At 65.5% G+C, this 24,781-nt stretch carries 20 protein-coding genes; 3 read left to right on the top strand and 17 right to left on the bottom strand.

Translation table 11 applies throughout. The features are described 5' to 3' along the window. Window positions 1–150: 150 nt before the first annotated feature. On the bottom strand, window positions 151–1,029 hold the full coding sequence (locus NJLHNGOC_RS08365; protein WP_113595956.1) for a ferredoxin--NADP reductase: 879 nt from the start codon (window positions 1,027–1,029) through the stop codon (window positions 151–153). 288 nt (window positions 1,030–1,317) lie between these two features. Between NJLHNGOC_RS08365 and NJLHNGOC_RS08360 the strand changes: the two genes are divergently transcribed. After that, a complete protein-coding gene (locus NJLHNGOC_RS08360) occupies window positions 1,318–3,756 on the top strand; it encodes a helicase-related protein (RefSeq protein ID WP_113595955.1) in 2,439 nt (812 codons plus the stop codon). 289 nt (window positions 3,757–4,045) lie between these two features. On the opposite strand, the gene serS is transcribed toward NJLHNGOC_RS08360, so the two are convergent. The 8 genes from serS to NJLHNGOC_RS08320 form a co-directional block, all read right to left on the bottom strand. Continuing rightward, a complete protein-coding gene (gene serS, locus NJLHNGOC_RS08355) occupies window positions 4,046–5,323 on the bottom strand; it encodes a serine--tRNA ligase (protein ID WP_113595954.1) in 1,278 nt (425 codons plus the stop codon). Next, on the bottom strand, window positions 5,323–6,132 hold the full coding sequence (gene tatC, locus NJLHNGOC_RS08350) for a twin-arginine translocase subunit TatC (protein ID WP_113595953.1): 810 nt from the start codon (window positions 6,130–6,132) through the stop codon (window positions 5,323–5,325). Before tatC ends, serS begins: the two co-directional genes overlap by 1 nt. An 11-nt stretch (window positions 6,133–6,143) precedes the next feature. Further along, a complete protein-coding gene (gene tatB / locus NJLHNGOC_RS08345) occupies window positions 6,144–6,758 on the bottom strand; it encodes a Sec-independent protein translocase protein TatB (RefSeq protein WP_113595952.1) in 615 nt (204 codons plus the stop codon). A 100-nt stretch (window positions 6,759–6,858) separates the two neighbouring features. Beyond that, window positions 6,859–7,602: an SMC-Scp complex subunit ScpB gene (scpB, locus tag NJLHNGOC_RS08340; protein WP_113596000.1), complete on the bottom strand. Its 744-nt coding sequence runs from the start codon at window positions 7,600–7,602 to the stop codon at window positions 6,859–6,861. A 92-nt stretch (window positions 7,603–7,694) separates the two neighbouring features. Beyond that, entirely contained in the window at window positions 7,695–8,540 is an 846-nt protein-coding gene (locus tag NJLHNGOC_RS08335) for a segregation and condensation protein A (RefSeq protein ID WP_239021416.1), read from the bottom strand. A gap of 52 nt (window positions 8,541–8,592) precedes the next feature. Next, the gene (locus tag NJLHNGOC_RS16605) at window positions 8,593–9,585 is read right to left on the bottom strand and encodes an SPOR domain-containing protein (protein ID WP_113595951.1); all 993 of its coding nucleotides are present in this window, start codon (window positions 9,583–9,585) and stop codon (window positions 8,593–8,595) included. Then, window positions 9,582–11,384 carry an arginine--tRNA ligase gene (argS, locus tag NJLHNGOC_RS08325; RefSeq protein WP_113595998.1) on the bottom strand — a complete coding sequence of 601 codons (1,803 nt, stop codon included), beginning with the start codon at window positions 11,382–11,384 and terminating at the stop codon, window positions 9,582–9,584. The genes NJLHNGOC_RS16605 and argS overlap by 4 nt, the downstream gene beginning before the upstream one ends. Window positions 11,385–11,488: 104 nt before the next feature. After that, window positions 11,489–12,670, bottom strand: a complete 1,182-nt coding sequence (locus tag NJLHNGOC_RS08320; protein WP_113595950.1) for a deoxyguanosinetriphosphate triphosphohydrolase — start codon at window positions 12,668–12,670, stop codon at window positions 11,489–11,491. Between the two features lie 130 nt (window positions 12,671–12,800). Here NJLHNGOC_RS08320 and NJLHNGOC_RS08315 point away from each other — a divergent pair, with 130 nt between their 5' ends. Further along, window positions 12,801–13,169, top strand: a complete 369-nt coding sequence (locus tag NJLHNGOC_RS08315; RefSeq protein ID WP_113595949.1) for a HesB/IscA family protein — start codon at window positions 12,801–12,803, stop codon at window positions 13,167–13,169. A 5-nt stretch (window positions 13,170–13,174) separates the two neighbouring features. Beyond that, window positions 13,175–13,963: an exodeoxyribonuclease III gene (locus NJLHNGOC_RS08310; protein WP_113595997.1), complete on the top strand. Its 789-nt coding sequence runs from the start codon at window positions 13,175–13,177 to the stop codon at window positions 13,961–13,963. A 146-nt stretch (window positions 13,964–14,109) separates the two neighbouring features. Here the strand turns inward: NJLHNGOC_RS08310 and NJLHNGOC_RS08305 are convergent, their stop codons facing one another. From NJLHNGOC_RS08305 to NJLHNGOC_RS08270, 8 genes are all read right to left on the bottom strand, one after another. Next, a complete protein-coding gene (locus NJLHNGOC_RS08305; RefSeq protein WP_113595948.1) occupies window positions 14,110–14,991 on the bottom strand; it encodes an EipB family protein in 882 nt (293 codons plus the stop codon). 8 nt (window positions 14,992–14,999) lie between these two features. Continuing rightward, window positions 15,000–16,817: an aspartate--tRNA ligase gene (gene aspS, locus NJLHNGOC_RS08300; RefSeq protein WP_113595996.1), complete on the bottom strand. Its 1,818-nt coding sequence runs from the start codon at window positions 16,815–16,817 to the stop codon at window positions 15,000–15,002. A 138-nt stretch (window positions 16,818–16,955) separates the two neighbouring features. After that, window positions 16,956–18,056 (bottom strand): S-methyl-5-thioribose-1-phosphate isomerase, encoded by a 1,101-nt coding sequence (gene mtnA, locus NJLHNGOC_RS08295; protein WP_113595995.1) that lies wholly within the window; start codon window positions 18,054–18,056, stop codon window positions 16,956–16,958. A 300-nt stretch (window positions 18,057–18,356) separates the two neighbouring features. Next, window positions 18,357–20,231 (bottom strand): molecular chaperone HtpG, encoded by a 1,875-nt coding sequence (gene htpG / locus NJLHNGOC_RS08290; RefSeq protein WP_113595947.1) that lies wholly within the window; start codon window positions 20,229–20,231, stop codon window positions 18,357–18,359. A 112-nt stretch (window positions 20,232–20,343) separates the two neighbouring features. Next, the gene (locus tag NJLHNGOC_RS08285; protein ID WP_408890706.1) at window positions 20,344–20,994 is read right to left on the bottom strand and encodes an NUDIX hydrolase; all 651 of its coding nucleotides are present in this window, start codon (window positions 20,992–20,994) and stop codon (window positions 20,344–20,346) included. Then, a complete protein-coding gene (locus NJLHNGOC_RS08280) occupies window positions 20,991–21,464 on the bottom strand; it encodes a cupin domain-containing protein (protein ID WP_113595993.1) in 474 nt (157 codons plus the stop codon). The genes NJLHNGOC_RS08285 and NJLHNGOC_RS08280 overlap by 4 nt, the downstream gene beginning before the upstream one ends. 73 nt (window positions 21,465–21,537) lie before the next feature. Continuing rightward, window positions 21,538–22,254 (bottom strand): hypothetical protein, encoded by a 717-nt coding sequence (locus tag NJLHNGOC_RS08275; protein WP_239021415.1) that lies wholly within the window; start codon window positions 22,252–22,254, stop codon window positions 21,538–21,540. A 4-nt stretch (window positions 22,255–22,258) separates the two neighbouring features. Further along, window positions 22,259–24,475, bottom strand: coding sequence for a beta-glucosidase family protein (locus NJLHNGOC_RS08270; protein WP_113595991.1), 2,217 nt, complete (start codon window positions 24,473–24,475; stop codon window positions 22,259–22,261). Between the last annotated feature and the right edge of the window lie 306 nt (window positions 24,476–24,781).

The raw sequence follows: 24,781 nt of genomic DNA, 5'->3' as shown, positions 1-24,781 counted from the left end.
TGCCGGATGGGCTAACGCCGTTACACCTGCCGGCCGCGACGCCCGATCGGGGCAGGGCGCCAGAATCCCGCGACCGCCATCCGCCCGCCCCATGCACGGCACATACGCGCAACGGACATGACCGGGGGACGGATGGCGATCCCCTTGCAATCAACGCTCGGCAAACGCCTTTTCAACGACATAGGCACCCGGCTTCGAATTGTTGCCTTCGTCGAAGCCACGATCCTGAAGCATCTTTTCCGTATCGGCCAGCATTTCCGGCGAACCGCAGATCATGACGCGGTCATGTTCGGGATCCAGTTCGGGAATATTCAGATCCTTGAAGATCTTGCCCGTCTCGATCAGCTTGGTGATGCGGTCGGTCACGGCAAACGGCTCACGCGTGACGGCGGGATAGTACAGCAGCTTGCCCGACACGTCCTCGCCCAGGAATTCGTGGCGCGGCAGTTCGTGGCGGATATGGTTGGAATAGGCCAGTTCACCCGAAATGCGGACCGTATGGCTCAGGATGACATGGTCATAGCGCTCATAGCATTCCGGATCCTTGATCAGGCTCATGAACGGGGCCAGCCCGGTGCCTGTGGACAGGAAATACAGGTTGCGGCCCGGACGCAGGTTGTCCAGCAGCAGCGTCCCCACCGGCTTGCGCCCGATCAGCACCTTGTCCCCGACTTTGACGTGACGCAGGCGCGAGGTCAGCGGGCCATCCGGCACGGCGATGGACAGGAATTCGAGGTTATCCTCGTAATTGGCGCTGGCGATGCTGTATGCGCGCAGGAGCGGCTTTCCCTCGACCTCGATCCCGATCATCGTGAACTGCCCGTTTTCGAAACGGAGCGCGGGGTCACGCGTCGTGGTGAAGGAGAACAGGCGATCCGTCCAGTGATGGACCGTCAGCACCGTTTCCGCGTTCAGGTGGCCATATTCCTTGACCGGCGGGGCAAGGTGAAAAACACCCGGCTGACCCGCCACCGGCTCCAGCCCGGACGGGACAGCATCAGCGGCGGGCGTGATCAACGTATCGGACATAAGGTCTTTATTCTCCCGACTGACGCGGACACATGGCAGGCACCCCTGACATATGTATCCGACGACAATTTTTCCAAGGCGGGAATGTTTAGGCATCTGGCGCGTTGTATTCCAGCATAAACCTGCATAATTCGCCCCAAAGGAAGCAGAATTGCGTCTGACGCGCCCCATATCGCCTGCCTGATGGTGATATCCGCCCCTTTCGCGGCCCCTTTTGCGCACAGATTCCACCCGATATCGCATGCGCGGGAGATTGTCGGACGCCCGCGAATGACGCACATAAGAGCCATGACTTCTGATCTTCCCGCCCGCGGGGCACCTGCCCTGATCGCCATGGACGCCGCCATCGCGGCCACGGGCCTGAACGTGGAAACGCGCGAACGGCCCAAGCTTGAGCGCATCATCGCGCGCCTCCTGCCGCCGGGCGCGGAACATATCGACGACGCGACGTTCCGCGCGGCGCTGTGCACCCTGCGGCGCAAGCCGTGGGGATCGCGCCTGATGGACCTGACCCGTCGGGCGGGACAGGTCTGGGTCACCCGCGCGGACGCCGAATCCGCGGCAGGGACGGTCGATGAGCCTGAACCCGATGACGCGCGCCTGCTGGCCAGCCTGCGCCCGGTCATTCGCGCGCGCCTGCGCGATCAGGGCGACAGCGCACAGGCGGCGGTGGAAAATGTGCGCACCGACCTGTTCGACGGCACCGGCCGCATGCTGTCGCCCGCGGAACTGCGCACGCTGGCCCTTGCGGCGGCGGATGCGTTCGACATCGCGGACCCCGATACCTTCGCCCGTCAGGTCGAGGAATCCGACCAGCGCACCCGGAACCGGCGCGAGGAAATCGAACAGACCGCCCGCGCCCGCCGCAAGGAAGAGGTCCAGCGCCTGCGGGAATGGGAGACGAAGCTCGTCCCCTTTGCCGAGGTCCCCGGCCTGCTGCGCTGTTCCCACCGGGAGGCACTGCGCTGGATCGCGGAAAAGCGCCTGCCGGTGGCCCGCCGCGTGCCGCAGAAGGACGGGCAGGAACGATGGGAATTCGACCCTGCCGAACTGATTGCCCTGCGCCCGCAGGTTCAGCTGTGGCGCCAGGACCGGAGCGAACGCGCCACCCCGCCCGCCCCCGACATGGGCGACCGCCGGGTGGGGAACGCCGTGATCGCGCAGGTCGCGGCCCTTGACCGCTATGCCGCGCATTTCACCACCGCGCGCGCGCTCAAACGCCGCATCACGCTGGTCACCGGCCCCACCAACAGCGGCAAGTCCCATACCGCGCTGGACGCGCTGGCCCGCGCCGAAAGCGGGCTGGCACTGGCCCCGCTGCGCCTGCTGGCCCATGAATTCCGCGAATCCCTGACGGCGCGCGGCGTCCCGACCTCGCTCGCCACCGGGGAGGAACGGATCGACGTCCCCGGCAGCCGCCACCTTGCCGCAACGGTGGAGATGTGCCCGCTGAACAATCCCGTCGATGTCGCCATCATTGACGAGGCCCAGATGCTGACCGATCCCGACCGTGGGGCGGCATGGACGGCGGCGATCATGGGCGCCCCCGCGCGGCACCTGTTCATCCTTGGCGCGCCGGACTGCATCCCGATGGTCCGCCGCATCGCCGAACTGTGCGGTGATCCGATCGACGAAGTACACCTCGAACGCAAGAGCCCGCTGGTCGCCGCGGATTCGCCGGTGCGCATACAGGACCTTCAGGCGCATGACGCGCTGATCGCATTTTCCCGGCGCGAGGTGCTGGACCTGCGCGCGCTGCTGCTGGCGCATGGCAAGCGCGTGGCCGTCGTCTATGGCGCGCTGAGCCCCGAAGTCCGCCGCGCGGAGGCGCAGCGTTTCAACCGGGGGGAGGCCGACATCCTGATCGCGACCGACGCCATCGGCATGGGCCTGAACCTGACGATCCGCCGCGTGGTCTTTGCCGCCCTGCGCAAGTTCGACGGCACGCAGACACGCGACCTCAACGCGCAGGAGGTCAAGCAGATCGGCGGCCGCGCCGGGCGCTTCGGCAAGCATGAAAAGGGCGTCGTCGCAGTGCTGGAGGGGGTGGGCAGTCCCTCGTTCATCCATGCGAAGCTGTCGGCCCCGCCCGACCCGCAGGACGACCTGCGTCCGCAGGTGCAGCCCGACGCGGACATCGTGCAGGCCGTCGCCGCCGAAATCGGGTCCGACAGCCTGTTCGGCGTGCTGGTGCGCATCCGCCGGGCGGTCCTGCGCCGGGATGACCCCAATTACCGCCTCGCCAACATGGAACAGGCCTTTGCCATCGCGACCGCGCTGGAAGGGGTGGAAGGGCTGACGCTGGCGCAGCGCTGGGTTTACGCGATGTGCCCGGTCGATGACCGCGACAACGGCATACAGCGCCTGGTGGGATGGGCGGCCGACCATGCGGCCGGGCATCCCGTGCCGCCACCGGGCACGGGTCGCCTGCCCCCCGCCGAACGGGCGGAGCGCAGCGAACTGGAACGCGCGGAAAAACGGCACAAGCGGCTGGTGGCATGGCGATGGCTGGCCCTGCGCTTTCCCGATGCCTATCCCGATCGCGAGAACGCGGAAATCGCCACCACGCGCCTCAATGACTGGATCGAGGACGTACTGCGCCAGCAGAGCACGCGCACACGCGCCGAAATGCCGCAGATGCAACCCCGTCGACGCGGCCATGACCGCCCGGATCGCGGCCCGCGCGCGGAAGACCGACCACGCGGCAGATCACGGCGCAGGAAATGACCTCCTGCCCCGCAGCGCCATCGCGGGCATGAAACATCTGGATCCTGATGCTTGTTAAGGCTGCCTGAAAATAATCTGCTGATAGAAACGACAGAGGTTTGCGGGTGTCGCCTTTTTTCAGCAAAGGCGACGTCTTTCGAAGCTTTTTGCAAAAGCTTCACCAAAAACTTTTACAATTTCAGTGTATTACTGGACCAGCCCTTTCAGAACGCCCCTGTAAAAGCAGTGGTTTCCAAAGGTCCACGACCTTTGGTGGGGGATCGGGGGCAACGCCCCCGAGGGTAGGAACCTATTTCGCGCCAGCCGTGATGACCTGCGTCCCGCCCATATAGGGCCACAGCACCTCTGGCACCGTGATGGAGCCATCTTCGTTCTGTCCGTTTTCCATCACCGCGATCAGGGTACGCCCGACCGCAAGGCCCGAACCGTTGAGTGTATGGACAAAGGCGGGCTTCCCATCCGCCGCGCGATAGCGGGCGTTCATGCGGCGCGCCTGAAAATCGCGGGTGGTGGAACATGACGAAATTTCCCGCCATGCCTTCTGCCCCGGCAGCCATGCCTCCAGGTCGAAGGTACGGGCCGCGCCGAACCCGGTATCCCCCGCGCACAGCAGCATCCGGCGATAGGGCACGCCAAGGCGTTCAAGCACCATCTCGGCGCAGCGGGTCATGCGTTCATGTTCCGCCTCGCTGTCCTCCGGCGCGGTGATGGACACCATCTCCACCTTCTGGAACTGGTGCTGGCGCAGCATGCCGCGCGTATCGCGCCCCGCTGCCCCGGCCTCACTGCGGAAACACGACGACAGGGCGACCATGCGGCGCGGCAGCGTGTCGGCGGACAGGATTTCCCCCCCTACCGAGGCCGTCAGCGGCACCTCCGCCGTGGGGATCAGCCAGCGGCCATCGGTCGTGCGGAAGGACTGGTCCGCGAACTTCGGCAGCTTGTCGGTGCCGTACATCGCCTCGTCATTGACCAGAACGGGGACGGAGGTCTCGTCATAGCCATTTTCGCGCGTATGCAGGTCCAGCATGAACTGCCCCAGCGCGCGTTCCATCCGCGCCAGCGCCCCGCGCAGGACGACGAAGCGCGCGCCCGACAGGCGCGACGCGGTTTCGAAATCCATCAGGCCCAGCGCCTCGCCCAGCTCGAAATGCTCCTTCGCCGCGAAATCCATGACGCGCGGCGTGCCCCACGTGTGCCGCACGACATTGCCGCTTTCATCGCGGCCATCGGGCACATCGGCGGCCAGCCGGTTGGGCAGGCATTCCAGCGTGCCGCGCAGCTTCGCATCCAGATCCGCCACCTGCGTCGCCAGCGTCTCCATGCGTTCACGCAGGGCGGCCGAACGCGCCTCCACCTCCGAACTGTCGGCACCGCTGCGCCGCAGGGCGCCCACCTCCTTCGACAGGGTCTTGCGCTGGGCCTGGCATTCCTGCAACGCGGTTTCGGCGGCGCGACGTTCCCTGTCCAGTTCGACAATGGCGGCGGCCACGGGTGGTTCGCCCCGGCGCTTCAGGTCGGCGTCGAACGCGTCGGGATCGGCGCGAAGGGCGCGCAGGTCGTGCATCAGGAATCCTCCTCGGTCTCGTCCACGCGGCGGGGGGCTACCATACGCGCGCAAACGATGGAAATTTCATAAAGTCCGATCATCGGCACCGCCAGGCCGGTCTGGGTGATCACGTCGGGCGGCGTCAGGATGGCGGCAATGACGAATGCCCCGACATAGGCATAACGCCGCACCCGCGCCAGCCCGTCGGCCGTCACCAGCCCCACCCGCGCCAGCAGCGTCAGCACGACCGGCAGTTCGAACGCCGTGCCGAACGCCAGGATCAGCTTCATCACCAGCGACAGGTATTCCGATACCTTGGCCTGCAGTTCGATCTGGATGCCGTCATGTCCCTGCGCCCCGTTGCTCTGGAACGAGAGGAAGAATTTCCACGCGGCGGGAAAGACGAAATAATACGCCATCGACGCGCCCAGCAGGAACATCACCGGGGTCGCGATCAGGAACGGCGCGAAGGCGCGCTTCTCGCTCCGGTACAGGCCGGGCGCGATGAAAATCCATGCCTGTATGGCGATCATGGGAAAGGACAGGCAGGCGGCGCCGAAAAACGCCACCTTCATGTAGGTGAAAAACGCCTCCGCCAGGGCGGTATAGATCAGGTGCGGCTGTTCCCCCTGCTGGCGCATGATGTCCGCCAGCGGACGGGCAAGGAACATGTAGATCTGCGTGGAATAATAATAGCAGATCGCAAAACACACCGCGAACGTCGCGACCGACCACAACAGGCGACGTCGAAGCTCGACCAGATGGTCAAGCAGTGGCATGGGCTGGTCATCAAGCGTATCGTCGTTCAGCGTCGTATCCCCCGGCATGGGCCAGACATTCAGGAACTGGGCGCATCGCCCGCGCGCGACGGGGCGACGCGGCGGCCCGCATGGATCACGCGCACCGGCGGCAGGAAGGCAGGCGGATTGAGGCGCGCGCGTTCATCGGCAATCCGCCGCGCCACCTGCGGCGGCAGGAAATCCGGCGCGGGCGGTCCCGCCATCGCGGGCCACGCGACCGGCTCATCATGCAGCGACGGAATATGGATCGTCGCCTCCCCCCGGTAACGCGACGGCATCGCCACCTCCGCCATGGGCGGTTCGTGCGCTCCGGTCGCAGGCGGCGGGGCGATGGTGGGCGCGGACAGGGCGGTCCCTGCCTCCAGCGGGCGTTCGTCGAGCGTGCGACGCAGGCTGCCGTCGCCATCGACCGCGCGCATGATCTGGTCACGCACGTTCATCCGGCGCAGACGGCCAAGCTGGTCACGGGCCTCCGTCAGGTCGGCCTCGCGCACCATTTCGTCAACATGGGTCTGGAATTCGGCGGCCATCTTGCGTGCCTTCTTGATCAGGCCGGTCACCGTGCGGATCGCCACCGGCATGTCCTTCGGCCCGATCAGCAACAGACCCACGGCCCCGATCAGGGCGAATTCAGACCACGCGAAATCGAACATGACGCCCTGCCCCTTCCTGCCCGGCCCGTGGCGAAGCCATCCGCCGTCGCCAGCGTTTCATCAATCCATCGCATGCGCGAAAAAACCGTCCGCAGACCTATCACGCATCGGGCGGTGCGCAAACCACGTCGTCAGGACCAGCAGACGCGTCACCCATGCGCCCGTCCCCGCCTTCGGCATCAGCCGGGGCGTCCTCAGGCATTCCTGACGGATCAGGGGCATCGGCTCCGCTTTTCCCTTCCGTCACGTCCGGGGCGGAAGGCTGCGCCAGATCGGGCACATCCACCAGAAGTTCCTCCCGCCGGGGCAGGTCACGCAGGTCGCGCAGGCCGAAATGCCGCAGGAACCCCTCCGACGTGCCCCACAGGATGGGACGCCCGGGCACCTCCTTGCGTCCCAGCGGCACCACCAGTTCGGCCTCCAGCAGGGTGTCGAGCACCTGCTGGCTGAGCGAGACACCACGTATCCCCTCGATTTCCGCGCGGGTGCAGGGCTGGTGATAGGCGATGATCGCCAGCGTTTCCATGGTGGAACGCGCAAGGCGGCGCGGACGGCGCAGCACCCGCGTCAGGCGCGGCGCGAGATCCGGCGTGGTGCGGAACTGCCACCCCCCCGCGACCAGCACCGGCATGACGCCGCGCCCTTCGTAAAGGGCAAGCAGCGCATCCAGCGTCGCGCGGGTATAGGCCGCAAGGTCCTGCACGCCGGCGGGAATGTCGCCCTGCGTTTCCAGCAGTTCGGCGATCGCACGTTCGCTGACGGGTTCGGCGCGGGCGAAAATCAGTGCCTCGACCAGACGCAGCGACATCTCCGAAACCACGATGTCTCCGGACGTCTCCGCCATTGCCGACGCGGCGAGCGTCGCCTCCCTTTCAGGGACAGACACCTCCGGCAGGGGCAGGCGGGGCGCGGGATCATCGCCGGGCGGGGTGGTCGTCATGCGGGTTCCATTCCTGTTTCCGGCAGGTCGGCCTGCGGGTTGCGGCGCAGCAGGATCTGGCCGAATTCCTTGTTCTGGCGTAATTCTATGATGCCGTTCTTGGCCATTTCCAACGAGGCGAGCAAGGTTCCGGCCACCGCCGCGCGCTGTTGCGCGCGACGTTCGGCGTCATGCGCCCCGTCGCTGCGCGCCGCCTCGCGCGCGGTGGGCAGGAAGGCGTCAAGGCTGCACCAGTCAGGGACCATGTTTTCCCCCAGCAGGCGACGCAGGCGGCGCAGGGCGTCCTGCACGGTCCAGAAATGGAACTGGCGCGGACGATAGGCACGTTTGCGCACGCGTCGGCGCATCACCGCCATGTAGCCACGCATCAGCTGTCCGATATCCACCGCCAGGCCCGAACGGTCGATTTCCACCAGGTCCTCGGCCTCGCCACGCTCGAACACGTCATGGCCCAGACGCGGACGCGCCGCCAGCCATCCTGCCACCAGCCCGATCCGTTCAAGTTCGACAAGACGCGCCTGAAGGACGCCGGCCGCCTCTTCGGCGTCCAGTGCGTCGTCTTCGTGGGCGGGCAGCAGCAGGCGCGATTTCAGCCATGCCAGCCACGCCGCCATGACCAGCCAGTCCGCCGCCAGTTCCAGCCGCAGGTCACGCGCGGAATCGACCACCGCAAGATACTGTTCCACCAGTTGCACGATGGAAATCCGCGCAAGGTCGACCTTCTGCGCGCGCGCCAGCTCCAGCAGCAGGTCCATCGGCCCGTCAAACCCGTCCAGATGAAGGATCGGGGCCAGGACGACCGGCGATTCCCCATCCCTGTCCGACGGGTCCTCAGTAGGCATGGCCGGTCCCCTGCCCTTTCGCGCCTGCATGAAAAACACACATGCCGAAGGCTCAGAACCGGACCGGGTTACATGCCAGCCCGTGCGCCTTGACCTGCTGGCAGAAGGCCGAGGCCTCCGCCGTGGTGGCGAATCCCTTGACCCGCAGGCGATAGAACGTCGTCCCGTTACGTTCGGCGCGGACAATCGCGGGCTGCCTGTCACCGAACAGGGAGGCGTACTGGCGTTGCAGCCGTCCCCAGCTTTTCTGGGCCGCCGCCTCGCTGTCGAGCGCGGCAAGCTGCACGCCGTAACGCCCCGTCGCGCCATGCGCGGGGGCTGCCGCCGGGGCGGCTGCAGGCGCGGTGCCCTCCTCCTCCTGCGCCTCGTCCTGCTGTGCCGCCGCAGCCGGGGCTGGCACGGGTTGCGACGCGGCAGGTGGCGTGGACGGGGCCGGCGCGGGCGGCAATGGCGCACTTTCGGGCTGGGCCGACGCCAGGGGCTCGGACTGCACGCCCGGCACCTGCGCCGGTGCCTGCCCCTGCGCTGGCGGGGCGGTGGGAGGCAGCTCCGGCGTCGTGGCCTGTCCGTACTGGCGGGCCATCGCGTCGGGCTGAGGCTGTTCCGGGCCGGGGGCCATGTGCCCGCCATCCGCGCCGTCGCCCGCCGCATCCGTGCCCAGCACCTGCATGCCGCCCGGATCGACAGGTTTCACGCGCAGCGGCCCCGGTGGCGGACCGATGACGGGAATGCCGTTCTGGTGATGCCCGAACAGCGACCACCCGCCCACGAGCACGATCAGCAGGCCGCCAAGGCCCGCCGCCCCGTACAGCAGCCGGCGCGTCATCGGATCGTTGCCGCCCAGCAGCCCGGACCCCATAAGGCCGGACAGGGTGGACCTGATCCCGCGTCCCCGGCCACCGCGCCGGGACGAACCGGGCTCGTTCGGTTCCATCGGCGTGCGCGGATCGTCCTCGTCATCCCCGTAATCGGGGCTCATGCGCTCACGCTCGCGGTTGATCCGATCCTGGTTGGGATTACGGTCGGTGGGGTCTGCAGGACTCATCGCATCTCCTTGACCGGCTCGACCCCCAGAACGCGCAGACCCGAACGGATCACGGTTGCCGTGGCCTCGACCAGTGCCAGTTTCGTCCGGGTCAGCGCGGCATCATCCTCATGCAGGAAGCGCAATGTGGCATCATCACGGCCCCGGTTCCACAGCGCATGGAAATCCGCCGCCAGTTCCTGAAGGTAGAAGGCGATGCGATGCGGCTCATGCGCTGCGGCGGCGCTTTCGACCACGCGCGGCCACTGCGCCATGCGGCCCAGCACCGCCAGTTCCGCATCCGACGTCAGGCCGGACAGGTCCGCCTGCGCCAGCGCCTCCACCGACAGGTCGCCGGGCAGCCGGCCCGCCTGCGCCAGTTCCGCCGCGCCACGCATCACCGAACAGCAGCGCGCATGGGCGTACTGCACGTAAAAGACGGGGTTGTCGCGGCTCTGCGCCACGACCTGATCAAGGTCGAATTCCATCTGCGCATCGGCCTTGCGCGTCAGCATCGTAAAGCGCACCGCATCGCGCCCGACCTCGTCAATCAGATCGCGCAGGGTGACGAACGTGCCTGCCCGCTTGGACATGCGCACCGGCTGCCCGTCGCGCACGATGCGCACGATCTGGCACAAAAGCACGTCGAGTTCCGGCTTCCCGTCCTGGCCCAGCGCCGCGACAGCGGCCTTCATGCGCGTGACATAGCCGCCATGGTCCGCGCCCCACACATCGATCAGCACGTCCGCCCCACGCGCGATCTTGTCCGCGTGATAGCCGATATCGTTGGCAAAATACGTGTTCGACCCGTCGGACTTGCGCAGCGGGCGGTCCACGTCATCGCCAAATTCGGTTGAGCGGAACAGCGTCTGCGGCCGGGCCTCCCAGTCATCGGGCAGCTTGCCCTTGGGCGGTTCCAGCACGCCTTCGTAAATCAGGCCCTTCGCCGCCAGCCGGTCGATGGCGCGGTCAGTCTCCCCGTCCGCGAGGATCTTCGCCTCGCTGGTGAAGACGTCATGATGCACGCCCAGCGCCTCCAGATCCTCGCGGATCATCGCCATCATGCGCGCCACCGTCTCGGTCCGCACGGTTTTCATCCACACGTCCACCGGCGCGGGACGGCCATCCGCGACTGCAAGCGACGTGCCATGACGGGCGGCCAGCGCCTGCCCCACCGGCACGAGGTAGTCACCGCCATACTGGATGCCACCGGGGACGAGGGCTGCGAATTCATCCTGCGTCAGGGGCGTGCCGATCGCCTGCAGGTAACGCCAGTACGCCGCCCATGCGAGTGCCATGACCTGCGCCCCGGCGTCGTTGATGTAATATTCCTTGGTGACGTCATATCCCGCCTTTGACAGCAGGTTCGCCAGCGCATCGCCAACCACCGCCCCACGGCAGTGCCCGACATGCATCGGCCCCGTCGGATTGGCGGAGACGTATTCCACGTTCACCTTCACGCCGTGTCCGGCCTGGCTGTCGCCATAGGATTCGCCCGCATGCAGCACCTGTCCCGCCACCGCCTGCAGGACCGAGGGTTCAAGCTTCAGGTTCACGAATCCGGGGCCTGCGGCCTGCGCCGCGCTGATACCCGGCACGGATTCGAGGGCGCGCGCAAGGTCGGCCGCGATATCGGCCGGCCTGCGCCGCGCGACCTTCGCCACCAGCAGCGCCGCATTCGTCGCAAGGTCGCCGTGCGACGGATCGCGCGTGGGCGTGACCTCCACCCGCTGCATGATGGCGGGGGGCAGGTCGGGCACGACCCGGCCCAGTGCCTCGCGCACATGCGAAAGATAGCGGACGAACAGACTGTCAGACATGCGGTGCGGTTTCCCAAAATTGACACCCGGGGCCACAGGCCCGGAACAGATCGCGATGGACACGCCACGCCCCGAAGACGGTCATGGCATGATGCCATGCTGTTTCACCCCGGCGAGGACAGGTCCGTCAACCGCCGATATTCCTCCATCGCGAGGCGGTCGGTCATCCCGGCTATATAATCCGCCACGCCCCGGTGCGCATCAGCCATCTTTTTCGCATCCTGCGCCGCCAGTGCCTGTTCGCGCCATCCATCAGGCAGCAGGGTCATGTTTTCCGACAGGATGGTGAAAATCGATTCGACCGTCAGCCGCGCCTTGCGCGTCATGCGGTTCACCCGCCAGTGACGGTAAAGCCGGGCATACAGGAATTTGCGGATCTCCGCGTTCGCCTCGCGGATGGGAACGCTGTATTCCACGACCGGATATGGCGCGTGGCGGATGTCATCGGCGCAACGCGGCGACAGGCGTTCAAGGTTGCGCTGCGTCTGCGCGGTCAGGTCGGTCGCCAGCACGTTGATGACGCGGCGGATCGTCTCGTGCCGCAGGCGCGGGTCATTGGCCCCGCACCCTGCCGCCCCCACCTCGCGCTGGACATGGCGGGCCTGGGCCAGCGCCTCGCCCACCACGGGCAGGTCCTCGAGGTCGGGCAGGTGCAGCAGCCCCGCGCGCAGCCCGTCGTCAAGGTCGTGCGCGTGATAGGCGATATCGTCCGACTGTGCCGCGACCTGTGCCTCGGCCGAGGCGAAGCTGCCAAGTTCCAGTCCATGGCGCGCCGCGTATTCCGCGACAAAGGGGGTGGGATGATCGACCGGCCCGTTATGCTTCGCCAGTCCCTCCAGCAGTTCCCATGTCAGGTTCAGCCCGTCAAAGGCGAAATAATGCCGCTCCAGCTTCGTGACCAGCCGCAGGGACTGGGTATTGTGATCGAAACCGCCCCATGGCTGCATCGCCGCCGACAGCGCCTCCTCCCCCGCATGGCCAAAGGGGGTGTGGCCCACGTCATGCGCCAGCGCCAGCCCTTCCGTCAGGTCCTCGTCAAGGTCGAGCCTGCGGGCGATGGAACGCGCGATCTGCGCGACCTCCAGCGAATGGGTCAGGCGCGTGCGGAAGAAATCGCCCTCGTGATTGAGGAAGACCTGCGTTTTGTACTGCAATGTCCTAAACGCGGCCGAATGGACGATGCGGTCACGATCGCGTTGCCATGGCGTGCGCGTGGGGGCCTCCTCTTCCCGATGGAGGCGACCGCGCGCGGTCGCGATCTGGACAGCGTAGGGAGCGACACTCATATATACCTCTATCCCGCATGAGGACCGGGCGCGATGGCCGCGCATCCGTCCTTGTCCGATAACCCGCCCGGGACGCGAAGGCCACCTTGCCGCCGCGCTCGCCGCTTTCGTCACACGATGGTGATACCCGATGGACATGACCGCCGAACACGCCACTTCCTCCGCTTTCCGCGTCTCCGACGGCGCGGTGAAGCGCCTGCGCGAGATCATCGACGAACAGGGCGCGACCTCCGGCCCGATGCCCGGCCTGCGGGTTTCGGTCCTGGCGGGCGGATGCAACGGATTCCAGTACAAATTCGCGCTTGAGACCGACATCGCCCCCGACGACATCCTGATCCCGGCGGGGAAGACGAACGTGATCGTCGATCCCGCCAGCCTCGACCTGCTGGCCGGGGGGGAACTGGATTTCAAGGACAGCCTGATGGGCGCGCATTTCACCATCCACAATCCGCAGGCCACGTCATCATGCGGGTGCGGCACCAGTTTTTCGATCGACTGATCCCGATGAAATTCGCCACCTGGAACATCAATTCGATCCGCCAGCGGCGGGATCTTGTCCTGCAATGGCTGGAACGCGAACAGCCCGACCTGCTGGGCCTGCAGGAAATTAAATGCACGGATGAGCAGTTTCCCGCCGACGCCTTTCGCGAGGCCGGTTATGAAAGCGTCGTGGTCGGGCAGAAAAGCTATAACGGGGTGGCGATCCTCTCCCGCGTGCCGTTCACGCTTGCGCATCGCACCCTGCCCGGATGGGATACCGACCCGCCACAGGCGCGCTATGTCGAAATCCGCACCGATACGCTGACATTCGGCAACCTCTACCTGCCCAACGGCAATTCGGGTGGCGAGGCAGGATATGACAACAAGCTGTCATTCATGTCGGCGCTGCGCGAACATGCCCGCGACATGCTGCGCGCGGGCACCGATTTCGTGCTGGCGGGGGATTACAACGTCTGTCCCACGGATGAGGACCTTGCCCCCGGCGCGCTGTCGCCTGATGACGCGCTGGTGCGCCCCGCCTCACGCGCGGCGTTCCGCAGCCTGCTGTGGCTGGGGCTGACCGATGCGCTGCGGGCGCTGCATCCGCAGGGACGTTTCTATACCTTCTGGGATTATCAGGCGGGGGCATGGCCGCGCGACAGCGGCCTGTGCATCGACCATGCCCTGCTGTCCCCGCGCCTGGCCGAACGGCTGCTGACGGCCATGCCCGACAGGGAGGAACGGGGCATGAAACAGCCTTCCGACCATGTGCCGCTGGTTGTCACGCTGCGCGATGGCGACGGGGCGCGATGATAAGGGACTGTTTGAAAACAGCTGGCTGACAAGCAATAACAGTAATTTCCGGGTGCCGCCTTTTTCCGAAAAGGCGGCGTCTTTCAAAGCTTTTTGAAAAAAGCTTCACCAAAAACTTTCTGGAATGCCCGGATCCTGCGGGGACTTCAGTGGGACGGCGGTTGCACCATGACGGAACAGTGGCGCGGGGCCGGCAATGGCGTGAAGGTCCGCAGCGTACCCCGCATGCGGAATTCCCCGAAATTCATGTCCAGCCGATCCGACACGCCATTTTCGAAATAGCGCATGCCGACATCGAAATCGGGCGGCATGTCATGGGTTGCGTGATCATAATAGGCCACATGCGTGACAACCGACCCCAGATGCGACAGCGCGGCGATATCCGTCGCCGTGGGGGGCGGTTTCCACCCCATCAGGACGACGAAGGTATCGATCGCGCCCTTTTCCGTGGTGCCATCGAACAGGGCCGGATCGATCGAGGCCTGTCCCGCCCGCGCGGCGGCAATGATGGCGCGCGTGTGCCCGACGGGAAAAACCGTCCCCGCCGCCAGCGGCACGACATGGGGGGCCGGCTGCGTATAACGCACCTGCCCGCCCGTGGCGGTCATCGTCGCCTCGCCACTGATTTTCTCTTCCGCCACGCCACTGCCGTACTGGTGGGTGCGAAAGACCATATGACCGCCATCCTTGTCTTCCAGCACTGCGTAATCGGTCTTCATTTCCGTCTGCGTGCCACTGCGCGAGGCGGTCTGGAGATTGAGTTCCTGCTGGGTGGACCATGCCGAACAGGCATCGGACAGCACGTAGGTCATGCTGCCGCTGGCGGAAACGATTTCCCCGCCACTGACGGATTCGAGCGTCAGGTCATAGACCGCGCGATGCGGCGCCAGCACCACCGGCGCCGCGGCAGGCGCGGCGGCGCCATGCGCCACCCGTGCACCCGTTCCCCCCGCCATCAGGGCCAGCACCATGCACAGCCCCCGCCAGCGCGGCGCGGGCAGTGCGCGGGTACGGATGACGGGACGCATGGAAAAGCTCAGTCCTTCTTGGGCGCGGGCGCACCCTTTACAACCGCGGGCTTCGGCTTGGGCAGGTCCAGCGCCAGCGACAGTTCCTTCAGGCGCGCGGCCTCCACCGGGGCGGGCGCGCCCATCATCAGGTCCTCGCCCTGCTGGTTGAGCGGGAAGAGGATGACCTCGCGGATGTTGGGCTCGTCAGCCAGCAGCATGACGATACGGTCCACACCCGGCGCCGATCCGCCATGCGGCGGCGCACCGTAACGGAAGGCATTGAGCATGCCGCCAAAGCGGGCCTCGACCTCGCTTTCGGGATAGCCCGCGATCTCGAACGCGCGGATCATCACGTCCGGGCGATGGTTGCGGATCGCGCCCGATGACAGTTCGATGCCGTTACACACGATGTCGTACTGGAACGCCTTGATCGTCAGCGGGTCCTGCTTCTCCAGCGTTTCCATCCCGCCCTGCGGCATGGAGAACGGATTGTGGGAGAAGTCGATCTGCCCGGTTTCCTCGTTGCGCTCGAACATCGGGAAATCGGTGATCCAGCAGAAACGGAAGGAATTTTCCTCGATCAGGTCGAGTTCGGTCGCGATACGCGTACGCACGAGGCCGGAGAATTTGGCGACATCGTCCCCCTTGCCCGCGGCGAAGAACACGGCATCCCCGGCCTTGAGCCCCGTCTTGTCACGGATCGCGGCGACACGTTCGGGCTCGAGGTTCTTGGCGATCGGCCCCTTGGCGCCATCTTCGGCAAAAATGATGTAGCCAAGGCCGCCAGCCCCCGCTTCGCGCGCCCATGCGTTGAGCTTGTCAAAGAAAGCGCGCGGCTTTTCCCCGGCACCCGGGGCGGGAATGGCACGCACCTGGCCACCATCGGCCACGATGCGGGCAAACAGGCCGAACCCGGATTCCGCAAAGGATTCCGTGACGTCGGAAATCTTCAGCGGGTTGCGCAGGTCGGGCTTGTCGCTGCCATAGACTTCCATGGCGGTGGCATAGGGAATGCGCTCGAACGGGGCCTTGCTGACGGTGCGGCCGCCGCCGAATTCGCGAAACACCCCTTCCATCACCGGCTCCAGCGTGGCGAACACGTCTTCCTGCGTCGCGAACGCCATTTCGAAGTCGAGCTGATAGAACTCGCCGGGGGAACGGTCGGCGCGCGCGGCCTCGTCACGGAAACACGGGGCGATCTGGAAATAACGGTCAAAGCCCGCGACCATCGCCAGCTGCTTGAACTGCTGCGGGGCCTGCGGCAGGGCATAGAACTTACCCGGATGCATCCGCGCGGGCACAAGGAAGTCGCGCGCCCCTTCGGGCGAGGACGCGGTCAGGATCGGGGTCTGGAATTCCACGAAACCGAGGTCGGTCATCCGCCGACGCAGGCTGGCGATGACCTGGGAGCGCAGCATGATGTTGCGATGCACCTTCTCGCGACGCAGGTCGATGTAGCGATAGGTCAGGCGCAGGTCCTCGGGGTAGTTTTCATGACCCGCCACCTGGAACGGCAGGACGTCGGCCGCCGACTGCACGTCGATCTGCTGCGCGCGCAGTTCGATTTCACCTGTCGGCAGGTTCGGGTTCTTTGTCGCCGCGTCACGCAGCACGACTTCGCCCGTGACCGTCAGCACGCTTTCGACGCGGATCTTTTCTGCCAGTTCCAGCACCGGGGAACCGGCGGGAATCACGATCTGGGTCAGGCCGAAATGATCGCGCAGATCGATGAACAGCAGGCCGCCATGATCGCGCTTGCTGTGTACCCATCCGGAAAGGCGGGCCGTCTGCCCGGCGTCGCTGGCCCGCAGGGCCGCACAGCTATGGGTACGATAGGGATGCATGGTCTCGTCCTGTTCAACCTGTTTCAGGGTTCCGGCGACAGTTGCAACCGCCCGGTCCCGCAGGCGCGACAAAGCCAATCTGGCCCCGCGCTGTCAAGTTCGGACACGCTCGCAACGCCACACGGGCGTCTTTTTTACCTACACATATTCGGGGAACAGATCGCACAATCCATCCGCCGTGGCGCTGCAGCGGCCGCGTTCGGTAATCAGCCCGGTCACCAGCCGCGCCGGCGTCACGTCAAAGGCGGGATTGGCCGCATGGCTGCCCTGCGGCGTCAGCTGCACGCGTTCCACCCTGCCCGCATCATTGCGGCCGGAGATATGGGTGACCTCGCTGCTGGCGCGTTCCTCGATGGGGATTTCGCGCACGCCGTCGGAAATGCTCCAGTCGATCGTGGTCGAGGGCAGCGCGACCCAGAACGGCACGTTGTTGTCCGCCGCCGCCAGAGCCTTGAGATAGGTGCCGATCTTGTTGGCGACATCGCCGTTGCGGGTGACACGGTCGGTGCCCACGATCACAAGGTCCACCTTGCCATGCTGCATCAGGTGGCCGCCCGCGTTGTCGGCGATGACCGTATGCGGCACGCCGTGGCTGCCCAGTTCCCATGCCGTCAGCGACGCGCCCTGGTTGCGCGGGCGCGTCTCGTCCACCCAGACATGCACGTCAATGCCCCGGTCATGCGCCATGTAGATGGGGGCAAGCGCCGTGCCCCAGTCCACGGTCGCGATCCACCCGGCGTTGCAGTGCGTCAGCAGGTTGATCGGCCCTGCGGCATCGCCACGCGCGCGATGGATTTCCTCGATCAGTTCAAGGCCCAGCCGTCCGATGGCCTCGTTCTGGATCACATCCTCATCACAGATGCGCCCCGCCTCGTCATAGGCGGCGGCCACGCGGTCGGCGGGGGGCACGAGGCGCAGGCGCGTCAGCATCCGCCCGATGGCCCAGCCAAGATTGACCGCGGTCGGACGCGTCGCCGCCAGCATGGCCGCATCGCGTTCCATCGCCGCGTCGGACGCATCCACCCGCAACGCCAGCGCCAGCCCGTACGCCGCAACCGCACCGATCAGCGGCGCGCCACGCACCTGCATGGTGCGGATGGCATGGGCGACCTGCCCGCATTGCGTCAGGCGCAGGATATCCAGCGTCCACGGAAGCTGTGTCTGGTCAAAGATCCTTATGGACCAGCCATCTTCGGGATCGACCCAGACGCTGCGGTACGAGACATCATTGATTTTCATGCGTCGTTTGCCGTTGTCAAAATCAGGAACCACCAATCAGGGGCGTGCAAGGAAGCATCCACGCGACATGTATTCAAGTCCCCGATCGCGTCCATGCGGTATCATGGGTACATAAAGGAACATTCCCGGCAGATTGCCAGCCCCGTCGGCCAGAATGCCACACGACCGGCACATGTCCGGCAATGTCCTGTCCGGGGGCGGTGACCGGGACGGCCGGAACAGCCCCGCCATAAAAAAATCCCGCCATGCACGGGGCATGACGGGATTTCCCACGACGTCACGGCCTGCGGGCCGGTTCGGTCAGCCCGCCTTTGCGGCGGTGCGCGACAGCAGCGTCGTCAGGCGATGGGCGAATGCCGCCGGATCCTTTGGCGTCTCGCCATCCTGAATCCGCGCCATGTCCATCAGGATCAGGGCGATATCGTCAATCGATTCCCCCGCCTTCACCCGTTCGGCCAGATCATGGATCAGCACATGGCGCGGGTTGACCTGCAGCACCGGCGCGGTGGCGGGCACTTCCTGGCCGCTGCGGCGCATCAGGCGGATCATCTGCAGGTCCGGCCCGTTTTCGGGCGCACCCAGCACGACGGCGCTGTCCACCAGACGATTCGTCGCCTTCACATCGGACACCGCATCGCCCAGCGCGGTCTTCAGCGCGGGCAGGACGGATTCGAGGTCGCTTTTCTCCTCCGCCGTTTCCTCGGGCGCGCCGAACTTTTCCAGATCCGCATGGCTCTGGCTGATGTTGCGCAGCGGCTTGCCCTCATACGTGCCCAGACGGTCTGGCCAGAACGAATCGACCGCGTCCGACAGCAGAAGGACCTCGATCCCACGGGCGCGGAATCCCTCCAGCTGCGGGGAGGACGGCAGCATTTCCGCACGGTCGCCCGTCAGGTAGTAGATGGCTTCCTGCTCGGGCTTCATGCGCGAGATATAACCCGCCAGCGTCGTCAGGCCTTCCTGCGTGGTGGAGGCGAAGCGCGCCAGCCCGGCCAGTTCCGTGCGGTGTTCCGCGTCGTCCCAGATGCCTTCCTTGAAGACCGGGCCAAAATTGTTCCAGAACTTCTCGAAATCCGCCTCGTCCTTGGCGCGGGTCTTCAGCTCGGAAATCACGCGGTTGGTCACGGCCTTGCGGATGCGCGCCAGGACCGGGGTCGCCTGCAGCATCTCACGCGAGACGTTGAGGGGCAGGTCCTCGGTATCGACCACGCCGGTCACGAAACGCAGCCACGGCGGCAGCAGCCCGGCCTCGTCCGTGATGAACATGCGCCGGACATGCAGGCGGATCTGGCTTTCGCGCACGGGTTCGCCGAATTCGAACGGCTTGCTGCCCGGAATGAACAGCAGGGCGGAGAATTCCAGCGTCCCTTCGGCATGCCAGTGAAGCGTCGCCCACGGCGTGTCGAAGTTGTGGCTGACATGACGATAGAACTCGTTGAGCTGTTCCTCGTCGATTTCGCCGCGTCCCTTGCGCCACAGGGCCGTGCCCTTGTTGGCGGTGGTTTCCTCGCCATCCTTGACGATGCTGATGGGCCACGAAATGTGGTCGGCCCATTTGCGCACGATCGTCTCAAGCTGAAACGAATCCAGGAAATCGTCGGCATCTTCCTTGATGTGCAGGATGATGTCCGTGCCCGGCTTGTCGCGCGTGGCCGGCGAAATGGTGTAATTGCCCTTGCCGGTGGAGGACCAGCGCCATGCCTCGTCGCTGCCGGCGCGGCGCGAGACGACATCGACCCTGTCCGCCACCATGAACGCGGCATAGAAGCCGACGCCGAACTGCCCGATCAGGCTTGGCTTTTCCTCGGGCCTGGCCTTCTGCAGTTCCTCGCCAAACGCGCGGGTGCCCGAACGCGCGATGGTGCCAAGGTTACGGGCAAGCTCTTCCTTGCTCATGCCGGCGCCATCATCGCTGATGGTCAGCAGGCGCGCGTCCTTGTCCGGGTTGATGCGGATCTTCGCGTCGTCAGGCAGTGCGCGCGCGCCATCGGTCAGGGCCTCGAACCGGCGCTTGTCTGTGGCGTCGGCGGCGTTGGCCACCAGTTCACGCAGGAAGATTTCGCGTTCGGAATACAGCGCGTGGACCACAAGGTCGAGCAGCCGCCCGACCTCGGCACTGAATTCATGCTGTTCGCCGCCGGTTTCCCCGACGGGTGCCGCTGTCTGTTCTGTCATCTTTTTACCTGTTCTCCAGCTTCAGTTCGGCCAAATATCTTGAAATGGATATGGAAACGTTCGCCCCGTTTTCAATGGGCTATCGCCTGTCCGTTGCGCTTCGCGCATGGCTTCAGTCGCAATAGGTCGGCAGGTCCGGGCGGGCGGCGTAATCGAACATCATGTCAATCTGCTGATGCAGCACGCGGCCAAGCGAAAGGTCGGCGGGGATTTCGTCGCGGGCGAACCAGCCGATTTCGGATGTCTCGACACTGAGGGTGGGCTCACCACCCAGAAGTTCGCACAGGAAACACAGCGTATAGCACGAAAATGGCCCCGGCGGATGGGGATGGCGCGCGCGGTCCCACACCGCCGCCAGACGGGTTGCGCGCACGATATAGCCGCTTTCCTCGCGCACTTCCTTGATTGTGTTTTCGATTGGCGACAGGTTCACGTCAGCCCATCCGCCCGGCAGCGTCCAGCGGCCGTGGTCCAGAACCTCGCGCACCAGCAGGATGCGCCCCTGCGCGTCGAACACCGCGCCGCGCACCGTGGCCTTGGGCGTGGCATAGCCATGCTGTGCTGCGAACAGATCCACGATGCGCGGCGCGGGCTGCCCCGTGCCCATCGCCATCATCCGCGCGGCGATTTCGCGCACCGCCTCGTACCGTTCACGATCAAAGGGACTGCCATCGGCATAGGTAAGGCCACTCTGCGCAATGGCCTGCAGTTCACGCGCCAGCACAAGCCATTGCGGTTCGTCCCCAGTCTTCATGTCCTTCATGCCTTCTTCCCCTCCGCATCCGGTTCATCCGCAGGGGACCAGCCGGGGGGCGCGAGTTCGAACTTTTCGAACAGGAAGGCCGGGGCGACGATACATGCCACCAGCGACCACGTCCCGGTGCTTTCGGCCGCCTGCCATGCGCCGGCGGGGACAACGGCCTGCAGCACCTCCCCCGCTTCGGGACGCGGGCCGAGGATAATGGTCGTTTCGGCCTGTCCCTGACCCGCGATACGCAGGCGCAGCGGCCCGCCGCCCTGCCAGCACCAGATTTCGGCGGCATCGACACGGTGCCAGTGCGAACGCTCCCCGGCGGCAAGGAGGAATTCGATGGTGCTGACGCTTCCCCTGCCACCATCCGCCCGTTCCTCGCGCCATATCTCGCGATAGCTTCCGCCCTCGGGATGGGGCGCAAGCGAAAGGAGCCTGCGGATTTCCGTCGGGTCCAGATCAGGATTTCGCAGATCTAGCATCTTCGTATCTTCCGGCTTTGCATGGATCATGCCCGACCCTAGCATGGACCCTCGTGGCCGGGGAAACGACCCGTCAGCGATGACTGTCGTCAGGGGGCGCGAAGTCCAGCACCGCGCCGGTATAGGTTTCGATCACTTCGCTGAATGGCTGCCCGTCCTGCCGTGACAGGACCGCGCGATTGCGCAGGATTTCGTCCGGCACCTGAATGCCGCCCGATGACGCGGCATCCACGGGCTGATGTTCCCACCCGGCGGGAAGCGGCGACCATAACAGGGTGGATTCCAGCGTGCGCCGCGTAAAGCGCAGGCTGGCGACAACATGCCCGAAGGGGACATCCGTATGGTCCAGCCGGTCATTCATCGCGTCCGTCAGGCGCGAGGGCACGTACCAGTTATCGGCCAGCGACAGCACATGCGTCCCGCACGTCAGCGCCACGCGACGGTGGCGGATGGCAACGGACGGCCCGACGCCGAGGTCGGCGCGCACCTGTGCGGGGGCCTGCGCATCGGCACCGGGCGACTGCCGGGCCAGAACATGCGCGGGGGAGGCCATGGCGTGCGTGGCGCACCATTCCTCCAGCGTGACGGTCGCGCTGGGCCGGGTCAGCAACGCAATCTGCAGGGCCTCGATTTCCGCCATCATCCGCATCCGTGACAGGGGGGTATCCGGCCATGATGCCGCCATTGCCTTTCCCCCCGTCGCGGTCAGCATCGCGACACCAAGCAGCAGGAACAGTGGTGGCAGGAACCGCCTGCCCCGTTCCGCCCTTCTGCCAATGCCGCGCATCATCTGATCAGGGCGCCATGGTCCAGCCACCCAGATGGACCGTCACCTGATCCGAATCATCGGTGGCCGAGGATCCAAGCCAGACACGGTAATGACCGGACGGCACGTCCCATCGGTTATGCTTCACATCGAAATGCGCCAGCATGCGTGGCTCCAGCCGGACCGAAACCTCGCGGCTTTCACCCGGCGCCAGTGTCACGCGCTGCCATCCGGCCAGGCGACGCCCCCCGCCATCTGGCAGACCGACATAGATCTGCGGCACATCCACGCCCGCGCGCGTTCCGGTATTGCGCACCGTGAACGTGGCGATGACATCGTGACCGTGATGACGGACACGCAGCCCGTCATTGTGGAACGTGGTATAGGTCAGGCCATAACCGAATGGAAACAGCGGTCTGGCATGCGTCCGGTCGAACCAGCGGTAACCGACCTCGCTGCCTTCGTCATAAACCAGTTCCTGATCTGTGTGGAACTGCATCTCGAACACGTTGGTTGCCGTGACGCCGGCAATGTCCGGATGGGCCAGCTGCGCGGTGGAAGCGGGAAAGGTCATGGGCAGATGGCCCGAGGGTGCGACCCTGCCGAACAGGAGGCGGGCAATCGCCGTGCCGCCGCCCGAACCGGGGAACCATGCCTCCATCACCGCGCCGACATTGTCCAGCCACGGCATCAGGACCGGATCGCCCGTTTCCATGACCACGACCGTACGCGGATTGGCCCGCGCCACGGCCGCGATCAGCGCATCCTGATTGTCATCCAGCGTCATCGCGTTGGCGGCGTCCATCCCTTCATAGGTGAACTGCGTCGCAAAGACGACCGCGACATCCGCCTTGCGCGCCGCTTCGACCGCGCGGGTGATGTTCGTGCCGGGATCATAGGTCAGATGCGCGGAAGGCGCCTCCGCCTGCATCATCCTGAATGGCGAGGACGGGAAATAGACCGGATCCCCCGGCCAGTCCTTCTTGCCCGGCCCCTTGACCACGCCGATCGGCGGCGCGCCGATCGGATCGACCTGGCTGGACCCGCCGCCGGATATCACCCCGACATCGGCATGCCCGCCAATCACCGCGATCCGGGCATTCGGGTCAAGCGGCAGGATGTTCGCGCGGTTCTTCAGCAGGACTGCTCCCTCCTCCTCGTCATGCTGAGAGGCAAGCGTGTCAGTCACCACATCCAGTGGCTGCATGACCGGGGGATGATCGACCAGCCCCACATCATACATGGAACGGATGATGCGCCGCGCCATATCATCCACGCGACTGGTGGGAACGCGGCCTTCCTTGACGTCACGCGCCAGGATTTCGCGGAAATACGGACGGGCATCGGCATCGTCACCCGACGATTCCTGATCCAGCCCCGCCAGCGCCGAACGGGCCGAAGAATGGGTCGCCCCCCAGTCGGACATGACAAAACCGGGATATTTCCAATCCTGCTTCAGCACCTTGGTCAGCAGATATGGATTTTCGCAGGCATAGATGTCGTTGACGCGGTTGTACGAACACATCACCGAGCCGGGATGTCCCGTTTCCATCGCGATTTCAAACCCGAGAAGGTCGCTTTCACGCATTGCCGCATTGTCGATATCCGCGCTCATGGTCATGCGCGATGTCTCGAGGTCATTCATCGCGAAATGCTTCAGCGTCGAAATCACGTGCTGGGACTGGATGCCCGCGATCGTCGCGCCGACCATGCGACCCGTCAGCAACGGATCCTCGCCCGCATATTCGAAATTGCGCCCGCCACGCGGGTCACGCGTCAGGTCGGCACCGCCAGCCAGCAGGACGTTGAAACCCTGTCGCCAGGCCTCGTTCCCGATCATGGCGCCCCCCTGGCGGGCCATGTCCGGATCCCACGTGCTGGCTGTCGCCAGGCCGGATGGCAGTCCGACCGCCTGCCCATGCGGACGGACATGCGACGGATTGCGCAGCCCCAGCCCCGCGTCACTGATCTGCAGCGGCGGAAGCCCCGCCGGCGTCCGCAGGTATGCAGCAGACCCCAGTCCACCGGGCGGCACGGGGGCATTACCCATCGTGCCCCCCCCATCAATGGTAAAGACCATCGACAGCTTGTCCTGCAGGGTCATGTGCGACAGCAGATCCTGCGCGCGCGTATCGGCCGGACCTGCCGCACCATCACGATGCCGGGCCTGCGCCACGGGTGACATTCCCATCAGGCCGCCAAGCGCCACGGCGGACAGCAGAACCAGTTTACGAGCCATCATCATGCGTCGATCATCCTCCCATACCTGTTTCAGAATCAGAAGAAGCTGACGCCACATATGGCATGCCACCCCCAGTCAACCCCGAGGATGAACGTCACCGTGGGAAAAAGGCATGACATATCGCAATGCCAGCGAAGAAAAATTAAGGATTCGGTGCGTAATATGCCGACAGCAGCCAGATATCGATGGCAATGGCGCAGCAATACTGAGTGCCGCCGCCCGCGAATATCACCATGGAACATGGCTGCGTACGCAAAAAACCCGACCGCCCCGAATGGACGGCCGGGCCACCGTGGCCGGACATCCCTG

The organism is Novacetimonas cocois (assembly GCF_003311635.1).
GTDB classification, from domain to species: Bacteria; Pseudomonadota; Alphaproteobacteria; order Acetobacterales; family Acetobacteraceae; genus Novacetimonas; species Novacetimonas cocois.
The sequence above is the reverse complement of the archived record's forward strand: the minus strand, read 5'-3'. Positions and strand labels throughout refer to the sequence as shown.